Genomic DNA, 17128 nt, shown 5'->3' with positions numbered 1-17128 from the left:
CGGGCCGTGTCACATCTGGCTGACGCCGCGCTGCCGCCGGTGGCTCCGTCCGCCCCGGAGCCGCAGACCGGTCCGCCAGGGCCGCCCGGGCCGGAGCACCATCACGCGCTGGACGTGAGCCGGCTGGCCCGTCGCAGCCGGGCCCAGACGAGGGTGCGCTGGGAACTGCTGCGCAATCTCATCCGCAAGGATCTCAAGGTCAAGTACAAGGGGTCGACGCTGGGATTCGCCTGGTCACTGGCGAACCCGATGCTCCTTCTCGTCGTGTATACCTTCGTGTTCCAGATCGTGCTGAAATCAGGAATCCCCCGCTTCGGTATTTACCTGATGTCCGGGCTGCTCGTCTGGAACGCCTTCTCGGGCAGCGTGTCCGCGTCCTGCGGCAGCGTCGTGGCGAACGCGAACCTCGTCAAGAAGGTCCGCTTTCCCCTCGCCGTGCTCCCCCTGTCGGCGGTCGGCTTCGCCGCGGTGCACTTCCTGCTGCAACTGCTGGTCCTGTTCGTGGTGATCCTCGCGCTCGGCTACAGCCTGCTCGGCCCCGAGCTGCTGCTGCTCGTCCCGGCCGGAGCCGTCGCCCTCACCTTCACCGTGGCACTGTCCCTGCTGGTCAGCGCGCTCAACGTGCGTTACCGCGACACCGCCCATCTGCTCGACGTGGCGCTGCTCGCCTGGTTCTGGCTGAATCCCATGGTGTACGCCTTCGGCCTCATCCAGAACAGGTTGGCCGACCTGACCTGGGTGTATCTGCTCAACCCGATGGCCGTCGTGGTCATCACGTTCCAGCGGGCGATCTACGATCCACCCCCGGGTAACTCGACGGGCTCCGCCCCCATCCTGGCGAACCCCGGTTACACGTTCTACCTGGAACATCTCGCCGTCGCCGGGGTGATCTCCCTCGCCCTGCTGTGGCTGGGGCTGCACGTGTTCCGCGCCCTGCAGGCGGACTTCGCCGAGGATCTGTAGTCGGCCCGTGGCGGACCGGCCCTGTCCTCGTCGCCCGCCGAAGGCCCCGGGAGCCAGCACGCCGACCGCGGTGCGATCATGATGGGACGTCCGCAGGCGGCCAGCAAGGAGTAGCAGTAGTGGCCCGATACTCGTCCGCGTACCCGCCGAGCCCCGCCGCCCCGCCCGAGGGCAGGGAGGCCGCCGCGTCACCCGACCCGGCGCGCGAGGCGCCCGTGGTGATCGAGGCCGCCGGAGTGAGCAAGAAATTCGTCTCGTACCACAACCGGGCGACCAGTCTGAAGGAACGGTTCGTCCGTCGGGGCGGCCCCGCCGGGGACGACTTCTGGGCACTGCGCGACATCGACGTGACGATCGGACGAGGCCAGACGGTCGGTCTCGCCGGTGCGAACGGCTCGGGCAAGTCGACGCTGCTCAAGGTGCTCGCCGGGATCCTGCGCCCGACAGACGGACGGGTCTCGGTACACGGTCGGATCGCCTCGCTGCTCGAACTCGGTGCCGGGTTCAACGGCGAGCTCTCCGGCCGGGACAACGTCTACCTCAACGCGTCCCTGCTCGGACTGTCCAAACGGGAGATCGATCAGCTCTTCGACTCCATCGTCGACTTCTCCGAGCTGCGCCACAAGATCGACGATGACGTCAAGCACTACTCGTCGGGCCAGTACGTCCGCCTCGGCTTCGCCGTCGCCGTGCACGTCGACCCGGACGTGCTGCTCGTCGACGAGGTCCTGGCCGTCGGGGACGAGGCGTTCCAGCGCAAGTGCCTGGCCAAGATCGCCGAATTCCGGGCCCAGGGCCGCACGATCCTGTTCGTGACGCACTCCCTCGACCTCATCGAGAACATGTGCGATCGCATCCTGGTCTTGGAGTCCGGGTCGCTGTTCTTCGACGGCCCGCCGGCCGTGGGTACCAAACTGCTGCGGCAGAAGCTGGGCAGCCTGCCCGCGGGGGAACCGGTCTCCTACCAGTACGCCACGGTCAGGCCGGAGTCGGTCACCTTCAGCCACGAGCCGGGCGGGCCGCCCACCGTGCAGTACGGCCCCGGCGAGTCCCTCACCGTCAGCGTCGAGTTCGACGTCACCGAGGGTGCCCCCGAGCACGTGTACCTGCACACCTACATCGTCGGCCAGAACGAGGTGCCGATCTGGATGATGGAGACGCCACTCGGCGGGCTCGCCATCGGGCCAGGCCGCCACATCGTCGACTTCTCGGTACCACGCCTGCCCGAGCTGCTCGGCGCCTTCGCGGTGAAGGTGCACGTCTCGGACGCCGCCACCGGCGTCCCGGTCACCACCCGCCGGTTCGAGGAGCTGTTCGGCGTCGGTGGTGCGCAGGCGGACGGACTGCTCAAGGTCGACTACGATGCGAGGTTGCGCGGATGAGCGAGGAACGCCCGACCCGGCCGGAGGCGGGATCGGCCGTCGAGTCGAAGACCGTCGAGCCGCTGGCGACCATCGTGATCGTCAACTGGAACGGCGCGCATCTCCTCCCGGCCTGCCTGGACGGCATCGCCAAGCAGGAGGCGGATTTCGCCTACCAGACCTGGGTGGTCGACAACGCCTCGTCCGACGGCTCGCGGGAGCTGCTCGCCGAGCGCTACCCCTGGGTACGCGTGGTGCCCGCGGAATGCAACCTCGGTTTCGCCGGCGGCAACAACCTGGCGCTGCGCCAGGTCACGACGCCGTTCGCGGTCCTGGTGAACAACGACGCGATCCCCGAGCCCACCTGGCTCGCGGCGCTGCTGGCGCCGTTCGACGAGCCCGGCGGCCGGCATCTCGGCGCCACCACCGGCAAGGTCGTCTTCCTCCCCCGGTTCCTGCGGATCAGGCTGCACACGCCTACCTTCGTCCCGGGTCCGCACGACTCCCGCGAGCTGGGGGTGCGGGTGTCCTCAGTGACGGTGGACGGGCGCGAGGCGTTGCGCGAGGTGCTCTGGGAGAACCTCACCTATGGTGCCGAGGGACCGAGCGGCTCGCCGTACTTCTGGACCCGAGGGGACGGCGAACTGTGCGTGCCGATCCCCGACGGCGGCCCGGTCACCCTCGGGTTCACCTGGGCGGCGGAATCGCGCAAACAGGTCACCCTGAGCTGGGACGGCCCGACCGGCACGTCGGCCGGAGGGCGAGCGGACCTCGCGGTGGGCCCCGAGTCGACGACGGTGTCGCTGACCGTCGGCGGTGAGGCGCCGCGGGTGGACGTCATCAACAACGTCGGCGGCATCGTCCTGACCGACGGTTACGGTGCCGACCGTGGTTACCAGCAGGTCGACGTCGGCCAGTTCGACCAGCCGGAGGACGTGTTCACCGCCTGCGGGAACGGGATGGCGATCCGTTCGTCGCTCGGCCACGAGCTCGGCTGGTTCGACGACGCGTTCTTCCTCTACTACGAGGACACCGACCTGTCCTGGCGGATCCGGGCCCGCGGGTACGGCATCCGCTACGTCCCGGGGGCGGTGCTGCGTCACATCCACTCGGCGTCGAGCGTCGAATGGTCACCGCTGTTCGTCTTCCACACCGACCGCAACCGGCTGCTGATGCTCACCAAGGACGCGACCGCGCCGATGGCGCTGGCCGCCGTGATCCGCTACCCGCTGACCACCGTCTCGATCGCGGTGCGCACGCTGCGCCAGGCCTGGCGCGCGCGCAGCCAGCCCGCGATCCGACCGACCCTGCTGCGGCTGCGGGTGTATGGCTCCTACCTGCGGCTGCTGCCCGACATGCTGCGGGCCCGGCGCGAGATCGGGCGCAGCGCCGCGCAACGGCGGGCGAGCCTGCAGAGCTGGCTGGTGTCCCGATGAACGATCCCGCGAGAGCCGGCCAACCGGCCGAGAACGACCAACCGGCCGACGGGGTGCGGGCGGCGGTCTACAACCGGTTCTGGCACTCCATGGGCGGCGGGGAACGCCACAACGGCATGATCGCCCAGGTACTGGCCGCCGAGGGCGCCGTGGTCGATCTCCTCGGGCACTCCGAGGTCGACCTCGCGGCGCTCGGCGAGCATCTCGGGCTGGATCTCGCCGACTGCCGGTACGTGCGGTTGCCGGACCGGGGCGAGGAGGCCATCGCCGTCCTCTCCAGACGCTACGACCTGTTCGTAAACGGTTCGTACATGAGCCGGATCATGCCGAAGGCCCGCCACTCGGCGTACCTGTGCTTCTTCCCGACGCCGTTCGACCACGACATGGCGGCCTGGCGCAAGGCCGCGGTCCGCACGGCCGGGCCGCTGCTGCGCGGGGTTCGCCCAGCGGTGAGCTTCGGCCAGGGCTGGTACCCGCCGGAGGGCGGCCGCCGCCGGCAGTGGACCTGGACGAACGGGGCGGGCATCCTCGCCGTCAGCCCGGGCAAGCGGCGCACCCTGCGCGCCGATATCGGCCGGCCCGGCGCGCCCGTCGGTACGGCGTTGCGCCTCCTCGACGCCGACGGCGGCGTGCTGGCCAAGCTGCGGATCGGCACCGACTTCACCCCGTTCGAGGTATCGCTGCCGCCGTCGGCGAACGGTACCGAGCTCACCCTGGTCAGTGACGCGTTCTCGCCAGGCGCGGCGGACGTGCGCGAACTCGGCGTGGCGGTGAGCCGCCCCCGGGTCACCGATGGTGGCGAGGGGCCGATCGCCCGGCTCCCGCTGCGTTTCCCCTGGCTGCTGCGGGACCCGGCCGACCTCGGCTACCTCGACGGCTACGACGTGGTCATGGCCAACTCGCGGTTCACCCGCGGCTGGATCCGCCGGTTGTGGAAGCGCGACGCCGACCTGCTGTTCCCCCCCATCCAGGTGGAACGGTTGCATCCGGCGCCGCGGCGGGAGAAGGCCGTCGTCACCGTCGGCCGGTTCTTCGCCCCCGGCCTCGGCCACGCCAAGCGACAGCTGGAGATGGTGCAGTGGTTCGGCGACCTGTACCGTGCGGGCAACCTGCCCGACTGGACGATGCACGTCGTCGGCGGCTGTGAGGACTCTCAACTGCCCTACCTGGAACAGGTCCGGGCGGCCGGCGCGGGGCTGCCGGTGGAGATCCATCCCAATGCCCCGCGCGCCGAGGTCGAACGGCTGCTCTCGACCAGCTCGGTGTTCTGGTCGGCCACCGGGTACGGCGAGGACGATGACCGGCGTCCCTGGACGGCGGAGCACTTCGGGATGACCACCGTCGAGGCGATGGCCGGGGGCTGCGTTCCCGTCGTCATCGACCGGGCCGGCCAGCGAGAGATCGTCCGGCACGGAATCGACGGCTACCGATGGACCGGCCCGGAGCAGGTTGCCTCCTTCACTCGCCGGCTCGCCGCCGAGGACGGTCTACGCGGTCGGCTCGCCGCCGCGGCGATCGAACGCGCCCAGACCTTCTCCGATGCGGCGTTCGCGCGGCAATGGCGGGAGATCGCCATCCGGCACGGGTTGTACGAGCGGTGAACCGGCGGGGCGTGGCACTCCCGGAAAGGAGGGGATGATTCCGGCATGAGGGTCGTGCTGGACGGCACGCCGTTGCTCGGGCAACGCACCGGGGTCGGCCGCTACACCGAGCATCTGCTGACCGGGCTCGCCCGGCTCGCCACCGAGCCCGGGCGGGAAGCCGGGGCCGGGTGGGAACTCGCGGCGACGGCGTTCACCTGGCGCGGGCTGGACGAGCTGCCGGGCGCGCTGCCGGCCGGGGTGCGAACGGCGGCCCGGCGGGCACCGGCCCGGCTGTTGCAGGATGCCTGGGCCCGCTCGGAGTACCCGCCCGTCGAGTGGCTCACCGGCCCCGCCGACGTCGTGCACGCGACGAACTTCGTCCTTCCACCGCTGCGCCGGGCCCGCGGTGTGCTGACCATCCATGACCTGTCCTACCTGCGTACCCCGGACACGGTGACGGCGGCGTCCGCCCGCTACAGCGATCTGGTCCCCCGCGGCCTGCGCCGGGCGTCCGCCGTGCTGACGCCCAGCCGCGCGGTGGCCGACGAGGTGGTGACGGCCTACCGGCTCGACCCCGCGCTGGTGACCCCGACGCCGCTCGGCGTCGACGACGCCTGGTTCACCACGGCGAAGCCGAGCCTCGCCTGGCGCAGGGCCCGTGGCCTGCCCGAGCGGTACCTGCTGTTCGTCGGTTCGGTGGAGCCCCGCAAGAACCTCCCGGCGCTGCTGGAGGCGGTCCGCCGGCTGCACGCGGCGAAAATCGACGCTCCGCCGTTGGTGCTCGTCGGGCCTCCGGGGTGGGGACCGGCACTGGACCTGGCGAACCTGCCGTCCGACGCCGTCGTCGTCGCCGGTTATCTCGACAGCGAGGCACTGCGGATGACCGTCGCCGGAGCGAGCGTGCTGTGCTTCCCGTCCCGGTACGAGGGCTTCGGGCTACCCCCCCTGGAGGCGCTCGCCGCCGGGACTCCGGTGGTCGCCGCCGACATCCCGACCGTGCGGGAGGTCACCGCCGCTCTCGTCGACGTCGCCGCCCCCGCCTGCCGGTCCCCTGAGCAGACCCCTGGCCAGGCCCCCGGGCTGACCATCACCCGCTCCACCAGTCCGGTGCGGCTCGTTCGGCAGACCGACCGCGACTCGTTCGCCGACGACCTCGCCGAAGCGATCCTGGAGCTGCTCGACTCCCCCGGCGACACCGACGCCGGCCGGGCGCACGCCCGCACGTTCACCTGGCGGCGCACCGCGCAGCTCACCGCGGCCGTCTACCGCCGGGTCAGCGAGCTTCCATAACGCGACGACGAGCAGGACACCGCCGAGAACGGCCCATCCCGCCAGGCACGACAGCCCGAGGTCGGGCGGGCCCGGGGCCGTCTGGTCCCAGGCGGTCCGCAGCCGGTCCAGGTTCGCCAGCGGGGCGAGCGCGGGCCGCTTGAATGCCAGGTCACGGATGAGCATGACCACGGTGAGCGCCGCCAGCGCGGCGACGACCGCGACCGTCGGCAGGCCGCGACGGCCCAGCGGCAGCGATCCGCAGCAGGCCGCGACGACAAGGGCGAGGATCGGCAGTATCGGCAGCAGGTACCGGGTGAACGGCGCGCCTCCGACGGCGACGTAGCCCACCAGGGTGGCGACGACGAGCAGGCAGTGCAGGGTGAGCAGAAGGCCGATGACGACGCTGCCGGCCAGCCGACCTCCCGGTGGATCCGCCTCGGGATGCCCGTCGTCCGCCCCGTCGTCCGCCGGCCGGGTATCGGTGGTATCCGCGATCCGAGTGCCCGGCCGCGCAACGGTCCGCAGCCGGGCGCCCAGGACCCGAATCCCCGCCGCGACCAGACCCGCACCGGTCACGACCGCGACCCCGACGGCGATCGTCCGGGCGTGACCGGTCAGCAGGACGGAACGTCCGAAGAACCCGCGGTAGATGTGCCACCAGAAGTCGCTGTCGCGTGACACCTGCCAGGCCGACGTCCGCCCATCGCGGATCGGGAACATCTCGGCGACCCGGCCCGAGGCGGTGGGATCGCCGTACCGGCGCACGTTACGCAGGTAGAACCAGCCGGTCGCGGCGAAGGTCAGCGCGACGAGCACGACCGCGGCCGTCAGGCCACGCCCGGCTCGCCGCAGCGCGCCACCGGACGTCCACATCGAGACGGCGACAGCGAGAGCCGGGACGACCACCGCGACGGCCAGCGCGCCGCTGGCCCGGCTCGCCGCCGCCGCCGGGCCGAGCACCGCCAGTGCCGCCAAGGTCCGCGGCCCCGGTCCCCGGCGGATGATCGCAACGGTCACCGCGAGCAGGCCGGTGATGGTCGCCACCGCCAGGGTGTCGTTGTAGACCTGGCCGGAGATGAGGACGAACATGCCGACCACGCCGACAATCGCCGCCGCGCCGACCGCGACACCGGGCCGCCCCGGCAGCACACCGCGGACCAGCGCCGCAGTCGCGATCACCGCGGTAATCCCAAACGCCACGTTGAGAAGGCGGGCGGCCCGGAAACCGGCCAGCGGATGATCCAGCGCGACGCCCGTCCGGAGCGGGACGGCCTCGACCGCGTAGAACAGTGGTGGATGGTTCGCGGTGTAGGTGAGGTCGACGTTCGCCAGTGGTCGGCCGAGGCGCACCCCACAGAGCCGATCGACGTGGGAGGCCACCGCGGCCCGCGCCTGCGGCGGCGGCACCACGCAGTCGGCGGGCAGTCCCGGCATGCTCGGGATGCGGGAGTGCACGGGCGAGTCGAGCACGGGCAACGAGCCGTCGGCGACGTCGAACGCGTAGGCGGTGTGCTGTGCCTCGTCGGCCGAGGTGAAGGGAGGCACGACCGCGGCGACGAGCACGCCGAGCGCGGAGAAAACCATGCCGGCCGCGACCACCCCGATCACAAGCCAGCGCCGCCCCGGATCCGCCACCCGCCAAGCCTCCGGCGCCGCACCGGTCCCAGGCACCCGCATGGAGGTCTCGACCGCCTGCCACGCATCCCCGCCAGGCACGTCGGCAACCCTCTCCGCCTCGGCCGGGTAGTGTCGCCCCGACTACCACGCCGCAACGCCGGTCAGCCCATCGAACATCAGCGACGATCGTTTGGCGGATACGACGGTATCGTCCGCTTGGCGTCAGCTGTCCGGCGGGCTGTTATCCGGCGGTCGGCGCTGTCCGGCGGTCCGGCTTTGGAGCGCGGCAACTAAGCCGGCCGCGCCCAGGACCGCGGCCGATCCGATCGGCCCGATGACCGCGGCGAGGTAGCGGTAGTCGAATCCGGAGGTCAGCGCGGACAGCACGAGGGTCGACAGGCCGGCCCCGGCGGCCAGCCAGAACAGCCGCCCGAGCCCCGGCCACGCCGCCGTCACCCCACTCCTGCGTACCCGGCGAACGGCCTCGAGCAGTACTGCCGCGAGACCCGCCAGCAGACCCAGGCCGACAAGCGGCATCGGAGCGTAGGCCAGGCGAGAGTAGCCGGCCAGCCAGCCCGCCGTGGGGTTGTGCACCTCGGTCGCGACGAAATAGCCGTCGTCGGCATGCGGATCGTCCGGGGTCAGCACGTTGGTCACGCCGGACGGCAGTTCCCAGGTGTCCGCCCGCGAGGTCTTCGTCGTCTCATGCCGGACCGGGGAGAGATAGCCGACGAGGTACCGGGCCGACGTCGTCACCAGCATCCACGGCTGGTGACGCACGACCTCGTCCGCGAACTCGGCCGCGAGGTCCTCCCGCCCCGGTGGGATGTGCCGGTGCCCCTGACGCAGAGGGGAGCCGGCCGGCCACAGGTAGCGAACCGGCGAACCACGCTCGTCGACCGGCCGTGGGTCGCACAGGGTGCGCAGGTCCGCTCGTGACAGCGCGGAACAATCCGCGAACGGCGCCACCCGCCCGTACAGGAAGAACCCGGAGTGCGCGGAGACGGCGAAGCCCCCTCCCGCCGAGGCGCTCCACCCGGAGTAGGCCAGGATCGGCGCGGCGGCGGCCAGCACGAAGGCGAGGACGGGTCGGGCCGCCCGAGGAGCGGCAACCGACCCGGCCCGGGAAGTCGCGCGCCGCCGGTCGGCCACCACGGTGCCGAGCAGGACGACCAGGCCGACCGCCAGCGGGCCGTAGCCCACTGTCCGCACGCACAGGCCTGCGCCGAGCAGCAGGCCGGCGGCGGCGCAGGCAACGGGCCGAGGGCGTCCCGGTAACGCGAGCAACGCCACGCCGACCGAGACGAGCACCCCGAACAGGCTGTCGGCGAGGACGAACTGGCCGAGGTCCAGCACCCACGGGGAGAGCAGCGCGGGGGTGGCGGCGAGGGCGGCGAGCCACGGCCGGCGGACGACCCGCAGCGCCACCGCATAGAGCGCCACCGCCGCGCCCAGCGTGAGCAGGTGCTGGACGACGACGACCCGCGTCAGGTGGGCCTGGCCGTCGAGGATCCGCAGGAACATCGGGTAGCCCGACGGCCGCCAGTCGCCCGGCCAAATGTCCCGCCACGCCTGGTCGAGGTAGGCCGCCGAATCCCCGAGGTACATCAGCGCGGGCGGGTAGGTGACGATCACCAGGACCCGAGCGGCGATCCCGGCGGCGACCAGCAGCAGAAAGACCGCGTGCCGACGGGGCGTCCCGCGCAGACGCCGACGCGCGGTCGAAATCGCGGCTACTTGAGGACCTCCGCGGTCTCATCCGCCTTCGCCGAGCCCGGCGCCGCGGGCCGCGCGCCACCGACGGTGTTTCCCAGGCGGATCTCGGGCAGCAACCAGGCCAGCGCGAAGGCGCACAGACCGATCGGCACCGCCACCAGGAAGACGGTCTGCATCGCGTCCGAGAACGCCTGGACGAATCCGTCCCGGATCGTCGGGGGCAGCCTGTGGAGCACCTGGGGGCTGAGGTTGGAACCGGAGGCGGACAGACCGGATGGCAACGGGATGCCCGCAAACCGCTCGGCGAGGTTACCCCTGAGCTGGTTCGCGAAGATCGCGCCGAACACGGCGGTACCGAACGACCCGCCGATGGACCGGAAGAAGGTCGCACCCGAGGTGGCCACGCCCATCTGCCGGTAGTCGACGGCATTCTGCACGGCCATGACCAGGACCTGCAGGACCGCGCCGATCCCGACCCCGAGGACGAACATGGACAACGTGAGCTGCAGCGTGGAGATGTCGGGACTGATGAACGACAGCAGGAACAGGCCGATCGACATCATCGCGGTACCGACGACCGGGAAGATCTTGTAACGGCCCCACCGGCTGATGAGCCGGCCGGAGATGATCGAGCTGAGCAGCAGCCCACCCATCACCGGCAGCATCTGCAGGCCGGAGTCCGTCGGGTCGACTCCCTTCACCACCTGGAGGAACAGCGGCAGGAAGACGATCGCGCCGAACATCGCGAAGCCGACGACGAAGCCGACCGCGCCGGCCACCGAGAACACCCGGACCCGGAACAGCGTCAGCGGCAGCACGGGTTCGACCGCCACTCGTTCGACGAACACGAACCCGACGAGGAGCACGACTCCCGCGACGCCCATCCCGATGATCTCCGGTGATCCCCAGGCGTAGGTGGTGCCGCCCAGGCTGGTCAGCAACACGAGGCTGGTCGTTGCCATGGCCAGGAGCACGGTGCCGAGGTAGTCGATGACGTGCCTGATGCGGTTCCTCGTCGCCGGGAGCGCCAACGCCGTCACCACCAGGGCGACCGCGCCCACCGGCAGGTTCACGTAGAAGACCCAGCGCCAGGAGAGATGGTCGACGAACAGGCCGCCGAGCAGCGGACCGACCACCGACGACACACCGAACGTCGCGCCGAACAGCCCCTGGTAACGGCCTCGATCGCGCGGCGGAACGAGATCACTGATGATCGTCATCGCACTGATGATCAACCCGCCGCCGCCGAGCCCTTGGATGGCACGGAAGGCGATCAGCTGCCCCATCGACGTACTGGCACCGGCGATCATCGAGCCCACCAGGAAGATGACGATCGCCACCTGGAACAGGATCTTGCGGCCGTACAGATCACCGAGCTTGCCCCAGACCGGTGTGGACACCGTGGAGGCCAGCAGGTAGGCAGTCACCACCCAGGAGAGATGGGTGGCGCCGCCGAGATCCCCGACGATCGTCGGCAGTGCCGTCGACACGATCGTCTGATCCAGCGAGGCCAGCAGGATTCCGAGGAGCAGCGCTCCCATGATCAGCCAGAGCCGGCGCTGGTCGGAGACCGGCGAGGGGATCACGGCGCCGCCGCGGGGCGCCGGAGACGTGCCGGCGCCGGTTCTGGCGGAGTCCACGGAGTCCACGGAGTCGACGGGCTCGGCGGACTCCGCTGATCGAGCCTGCGTCATGACCGGCTCCCTTCATGGTCGTCGCTGACGTCGACGTGCTCGGTCGATCTCATTCGGGTCGCTGTCCTCGTTGTTCTCGTTCCCGGTGCTCCCGGTGCTCCCGGTGCTCCCGGTGCTCCCGGTGGGACGACATGATCGGCGCGTTCGGGGTGCCCACCACGTCGAATCCGTCCGACCCGCCGGACTCGGGTGGGGCGCCGGACCCGCCCAAGGTGCCCAAGGTGCCGGAGGGGCCGGAGGGGCCGGAGGGGCCGGGCGGAGCCAGGCCGCGGGCCAGGATGTCGAAGGCGCGGCCGAGAGTGTCGGGCAACGAAGCGTCATCCGGGGACTCCTGCCACCGCACGGTCAGGGTCCGCACGACGGCCAACGTCGTCGCGACCAGCACGACGGGGTAGGGGTCACGATCGGGATCGAGCCCGCAACGCCGGCCGATCGCCTCGGCGAGAGCACGTTCGTAGGAACTCCAACTGGCCGCGTAGGCCATGGTCAGATGAGGATGGGCACGGATGATCGCAAGCCGGACGCGCCACAGCTCGACCTGATCGGGTGCGACGAGGGCGGCCCGGTCCAGCATGACCGCCCGCAACGCCGCCAGCGGCTCCTCCTCGGGAGGACGCTCCGCCAGCGCCGTGCTGATCTCGGTGATGTCCTCGGGATCGATGCCGGCGATCGCGTCGTCCTTCGTCGGGAAGTAGTTGAAGAACGTCCGGGTGGAAACCTCGGCCGCGGCGGCGATCTCGTCGACCGAAACGTTCTCCAGACCACGCTCCGCGACAAGCCGGATGGCCGCGGCCCGCAGGGCCCGGCGGGTCTGCCGCTTCTTGCGCTCCCGCAGCCCCGGCCCGGACGACCTCCCGGGCTCGCCAGCCCGACCCGGGACGGTCGCCGCGGGTGCCGCCGTCGGATCCTTCCCCGTCACCGCTTCCCCGATCTCGATCCGCTCCCTCGATATCCTCTTTCTCGATAACTTTGCAGCACGCGCACTTATTCTCATCGTGCAAAATTCTACTGTGACAGTCAACACGATCGGCGCCCACCGGGAACCGTCGCCGAAGGGCCAGGTAGATCGGGCCAGGTAGATCGGGAAGACGGGGCCGGGCGGGGACCGGACATCAGGCGAGAGTCAGGCGCGCCCCCGCCCACGGCCGGGGTGCGGTGGGTCGACGCTGGCCGGTCGCGCAACGATCGACAGAAAGATCGGTACCCGGCAGAACGATCAGCCGCGCAGCGCGTCGCCCGCCGCGGCGAAGGCCGCGGACAGCGCGGCGTCCCAGGCCCGCGGAGGAGTGAGTCCCGCGTCCACCCATGACCGCCCGGAGAGCACCGCGTAGGCCGGGCGCCGGGCCGGACGGGGAAATGCCTCCGTCGTCGTCGGCGTCACCTTGGCCGGGTCCTGGCCCAGAGCGGCGACAATCTCGCGGGCGAAGCCGAACCACGTGGTCTCGCCGGCGTTCGTGCAGTGGTAGACGCCGGTCGGTGCCGTCGAGGAAGCGAGTTCGAGCAGCCCCGACGCGAGATCGGCCGACCAGGTCGGCGAGCCCACCTGATCGTCCACAACGGACAGCGTGTCCCGCTCACGGGCCAGGCGTGAGATCGTCTTCACGAAGTTGCTGCCGGTCCGGCCATAGACCCATGCGGTGCGCACCACATACGAGGCATCGGGCAGCAGGGCTCGGACAGCCTCCTCCCCGGCCAGTTTCGTCCGGCCGTACGCCGAGACGGGACCGGTAGGATCGTTGACCTCGTAGGGCTTGGCGGCCCGCCCGTCGAAGACGTAGTCAGTCGAAATATGGATCAGGGTCGCGCCGACCTCGGCGCAGGCCGCGGCGAGGTGCGCCGGCCCCGTGGCGTTGACCGCATAGGCGCCGGCCTCGTCCGACTCCGCCGCGTCGACGTTTGTCCAGGCCGCCGTGTTGAAGACGACCAGCCCACCCTGGATCTTCGCAGGACGCGCCTGGTCGCGCAGGACGGCGCGCACCCGGGCCGGATCGGTGATGTCGAATTCCGCCCGAGTCAGACCGGCCCAGCCGGACACCGGGGAGCCCGGTTCCGCGGCTCGGGCCTCGAGCAGCCGGCAGAGGTCGGCCCCGAGCTGACCGGCGGCACCGGTCACGAGAAAACGCACCTTCCGAGTGTCGCAGACACCGTGACCCGCCCGGTTCAGGATCCGCCCAGGATCAGCCCGTGTCGAGAAGAGTGCGACAGACAGGCAACGGTTACCCCACGCCGAGCTCGTCCAACCTCTCACATCGGTCGTCTACGCTGGCGTCAACCATGGATGCCCCAGAGCCGTCGATCATCGACTGCATCTACACCACCGGTTCCACGCCCGATCCCGCGGCGGAGACCAGGCCGGCAGGGACGAGGCCGGCAGGGACGAGGCCGGCAGGGACGAGGCCGGCAGGGACGAGGCCGGCAGGGACGAGGCCAGCCGCCGAGGCGGTGTCGATGCCCGGTCCGCGGCGCGTGCCGGTGTTATTGCTCCTCATCACGGCGGTTCACCTCGGCCTGCTGCTCAGCTACGCGTTCGTGTATCCGACCTGGACGGGATACGACGAGGCTCAGCACGTGGACATGGTCTACGGCCTGCAGCACGGAGTCGGCTGGCCCGCACCAGGCAAAAAGATCATCTCGACGGGTGTAGCCGCGACCTCTGACGACTTCGACCGCGGCCGCTTCCAGGACATGTTCCAGGCCGGTGGGAAACGGCGGGGCTCCCCGTCCTTCGCCGAGATCGATCCGACGCCACGCGGCCAGCGCCAGTCGTTCGACGCCCTCGGCGGGGTTGCCCCCGTCGGCGACGGCCGTCTCTCCAACCAGATGGTGCAGCATCCACCGTTGATCTACGTGGTCGGCGCCAGGCTGCTCGACGCCCTGCCGGGCTCCAAGCACTGGGCCTATGACCAGCAGGTCTTCGTCCTGCGTCTGTTGAACATCCTGGTGGTCGCGCCGCTGCCCCTGCTGGCATGGCTGGCGGCACGCCGCTTCGGACTGGATCAACCATCGGCCCTCGCCGCGGCGACCCTGCCACTCGCCGTGCCCGGGTTCACCAGGGTCGGTGCCACCTTCAACAATGACGGCCTCCTGATGCTCGCCACCGGCGGGCTGACCGTCACTCTCGTGGGTGTGCTGCGCGGCGACATGCGTCGCCGCACCGCCGCCCGGGCCGGGATCTGGTTGGGAATCGCCCTGCTGACCAAGGCGTTCGCGCTGGCCCTGCCGGCCATGATCGTCGCCGCCTATCTGGTCGGCTGGTGGCGCCTGCGGCGTGCGGGGCGGCAGGCACCGGAACGGTCCGCGTATCCGGCCGGCCGGCTTTTCGCGTCGCGTCGCGCGATCGGCTCCCTGCCATGGACGCCGGCCACGCTGGCGGTCGGCCTCGGGCTCGCCCTGGGAGGTTGGTGGTGGATCAGGAACTACGTCCTGTACGACTCCGTCCAGCCGAACGGGTGGGCGACGAACCCGCCGCGGCGGGAACCACTGCTGCTTCCGGACTCCTTCCTCACCTGGTTCTGGTACTTCTTCCGGACTATGATCAGCCGCTTCTGGGGCGGGCTTGGCCTGTTCGAGCCGCCCCAGCTCTCCCCGGTCGCCATCGTCGTGGCGACCGGGGCGGTTGTCGGACTGTGCGCGGCCGCGCTGGCCGCCGGACCCCGCCGCGCCGCGCGGCCGGACCGGCTGGCGAGTACCGCCGGGCCGGCGGTACTGCTGCTCCCGGTCGCCTTCGCCTATCTGATGGTCGGGCAGCGCAGCTGGGCGGAGTACCAGCAGTACACCCGCGGCATCGCCGTCCAGGGCCGGTATCTCTACCTGGGGCTGGTCGGTCTGGGGGTGGTGTTCGCTCTGGGCCTGCGCGCGGCGCTGCGCGGCCGGGAGCGACTGGCACCCGCCGTCACGCTGGTCGGCGCGCTGCTGATGCAGGGTCTGGGGCTGCTGGCGGTCTGTTCGTACTACTGGTTGCCGCGCCAGGTGTCCTTCACCCCGGCCCGCGTTCCCGAGATCGTCGCGGGGGCCGGCCGCTGGGCGCCGTTCCCGATCGGCGTCACGATCACGGTCTTCGCGCTGTCGGCGGTGCTCGTCGTTCTCTGCCTCGCCGTCGCGGTGCGGGCGGGCGGAGCCAGGGGCACGCGGGAGGCCGCGATCACGGGTCCGGGATCGGGTCCGGGATCGGGATCGGGATCGGGCGGTCACCGGCCGACGCCCGCCCCACGAAGTCCGTCACGGATGCGCAAGGGACATCCGCTCCGGGCAGGCCTCAGGTCCCCGTCGTAGCCACCGAGACGCGGGAGTGGTCGCCCAGCATGAGCCGATGCGCCCTGGGCAGGGCCGCGGAGGGGACGACCTCGACATCCCGGCCGATCAGCGAGTCCTCGATCCGCCCGATCCCACGGATCGTCGCCCGCTCCAGCACAATCGAGTACTCGATCTCGGTCCGTTCGATGACGCAGGAGTGAAAGATCGAGGTGAACGGGCCGACATAGGTATCGACGAGGGTGGTGTCCCGGCCGATGATGGCCGGCCCGCGCACGGTGGACCGGACCAGCGAGGCGCCCTCCTCGATCACCACACGGCCAACGATCGTGCTGTGCTCGTCAACGCTGCCACGGATCGCCGGCTCGATCGACTCGAGGAGATGGCGGTTCGTCTCGAGCATGTCGTCGAGTCGGCCGGTGTCCTTCCAGTAACCCTCGACCAGGTGGGAGGCGACCTCGTATCCGCCGTCGACGAGCCACTGGATCGCCTCGGTGATCTCCAGCTCGCCGCGGGCCGACGGTTTGATCGCCCCCACGGCGTCGTGGATGGGGGTGCCGAACATGTAGACGCCGACGAGCGCCAGGTCACTCGGCGGAACGAGCGGCTTCTCGACCAGTCGAATGATCTGCCGATCCGCACCGAGCTCGGCGACACCGAAGGCGGAGGGGTTGTCGACCCTGGTCAGCAGGATCAGGGCGTCCGGAGTGGTCCGTCGGAATTCCTCGACCAGGCTGGAGATCCCACCGATAATCAGGTTGTCGCCGAGGTACATGACGAACGGTTCATCGACGAGGAAGTCGCGGGCGATGAGCACGGCATGTGCCAGTCCGAGCGGCGCGTCCTGGCGGATGTAGGTGACCTGGATCCCGAATGCCGAGCCGTCACCTACCGCCGCCTGGATCTCGCCGGCCGTCTCCCCCACGATGATCCCGACATCGGTGATACCGGCGTCACGGATGGCCTCCAGGCCGTAGAAAAGCACCGGCTTGTTCGCCACTGGAACAAGCTGTTTGGCCGAGGTGTGGGTGATCGGCCGCAGACGGGTTCCCGAACCACCAGCAAGGACGAGGGCCTTCATGATCCGAAACCCTATCGTGCCGCTTTGAGCTGACAGAAAGTAACCGCCGATGTGATTCCTATCACATGACGGCTCGATCCATCTTTGCCCGCCCGTCACCGTGAACACCCACATGTGCAACGGGTATTTCCAGGCGCACCGGGCCGGCGACAGG

General features: G+C 70.7%; 11 protein-coding genes. 6 read left to right on the top strand and 5 right to left on the bottom strand.

The genetic code is table 11. From position 1 onward, the window contains the following. Positions 1 to 6 precede the first annotated feature (6 nt). The 5 genes from FRANCCI3_RS03640 (at position 7) to FRANCCI3_RS24030 (ending at position 6633) form a co-directional block, all read left to right on the top strand. Complete coding sequence (locus FRANCCI3_RS03640) at positions 7 to 963, top strand: ABC transporter permease (RefSeq protein WP_011435177.1); 957 nt, start codon at positions 7 to 9, stop codon at positions 961 to 963. A gap of 119 nt (positions 964 to 1082) precedes the next feature. Beyond that, positions 1083 to 2345 carry an ABC transporter ATP-binding protein gene (locus tag FRANCCI3_RS03635; protein WP_011435176.1) on the top strand — a complete coding sequence of 421 codons (1263 nt, stop codon included), beginning with the start codon at positions 1083 to 1085 and terminating at the stop codon, positions 2343 to 2345. Beyond that, positions 2342 to 3760 carry a glycosyltransferase family 2 protein gene (locus FRANCCI3_RS03630; protein ID WP_011435175.1) on the top strand — a complete coding sequence of 473 codons (1419 nt, stop codon included), beginning with the start codon at positions 2342 to 2344 and terminating at the stop codon, positions 3758 to 3760. Before FRANCCI3_RS03635 ends, FRANCCI3_RS03630 begins: the two co-directional genes overlap by 4 nt. Next, positions 3757 to 5361, top strand: a complete 1605-nt coding sequence (locus tag FRANCCI3_RS03625) for a glycosyltransferase (protein WP_011435174.1) — start codon at positions 3757 to 3759, stop codon at positions 5359 to 5361. Before FRANCCI3_RS03630 ends, FRANCCI3_RS03625 begins: the two co-directional genes overlap by 4 nt. Positions 5362 to 5406: 45 nt before the next feature. Then, complete coding sequence (locus FRANCCI3_RS24030) at positions 5407 to 6633, top strand: glycosyltransferase family 4 protein (protein ID WP_011435173.1); 1227 nt, start codon at positions 5407 to 5409, stop codon at positions 6631 to 6633. 1821 nt (positions 6634 to 8454) lie between these two features. Here FRANCCI3_RS24030 and FRANCCI3_RS03615 read toward each other — a convergent pair. The 4 genes from FRANCCI3_RS03615 to rfbD form a co-directional block, all read right to left on the bottom strand. Further along, the gene (locus tag FRANCCI3_RS03615; RefSeq protein WP_011435171.1) at positions 8455 to 9867 is read right to left on the bottom strand and encodes a hypothetical protein; all 1413 of its coding nucleotides are present in this window, start codon (positions 9865 to 9867) and stop codon (positions 8455 to 8457) included. 98 nt (positions 9868 to 9965) lie between these two features. Further along, positions 9966 to 11642, bottom strand: coding sequence for an MDR family MFS transporter (locus tag FRANCCI3_RS03610; protein ID WP_011435170.1), 1677 nt, complete (start codon positions 11640 to 11642; stop codon positions 9966 to 9968). A 49-nt stretch (positions 11643 to 11691) separates the two neighbouring features. After that, positions 11692 to 12561, bottom strand: coding sequence for a TetR family transcriptional regulator (locus FRANCCI3_RS03605; protein ID WP_011435169.1), 870 nt, complete (start codon positions 12559 to 12561; stop codon positions 11692 to 11694). Positions 12562 to 12858: 297 nt separating this feature from the next. Further along, the gene (rfbD, locus tag FRANCCI3_RS03600) at positions 12859 to 13767 is read right to left on the bottom strand and encodes a dTDP-4-dehydrorhamnose reductase (protein ID WP_232234961.1); all 909 of its coding nucleotides are present in this window, start codon (positions 13765 to 13767) and stop codon (positions 12859 to 12861) included. Between the two features lie 323 nt (positions 13768 to 14090). Here rfbD and FRANCCI3_RS03595 point away from each other — a divergent pair, with 323 nt between their 5' ends. Continuing rightward, the gene (locus FRANCCI3_RS03595) at positions 14091 to 15914 is read left to right on the top strand and encodes a phospholipid carrier-dependent glycosyltransferase (RefSeq protein ID WP_011435167.1); all 1824 of its coding nucleotides are present in this window, start codon (positions 14091 to 14093) and stop codon (positions 15912 to 15914) included. On the opposite strand, the gene FRANCCI3_RS03590 is transcribed toward FRANCCI3_RS03595, so the two are convergent. Next, positions 15898 to 16974, bottom strand: coding sequence for a glucose-1-phosphate thymidylyltransferase (locus FRANCCI3_RS03590; RefSeq protein ID WP_011435166.1), 1077 nt, complete (start codon positions 16972 to 16974; stop codon positions 15898 to 15900). The genes FRANCCI3_RS03595 and FRANCCI3_RS03590 overlap by 17 nt on opposite strands. Positions 16975 to 17128 lie beyond the last annotated feature (154 nt).

The organism is Frankia casuarinae, assembly GCF_000013345.1.
GTDB lineage: Bacteria > Actinomycetota > Actinomycetes > Frankiales > Frankiaceae > Frankia > Frankia casuarinae.
This window is presented reverse-complemented; position numbering and strand designations above follow the sequence as displayed.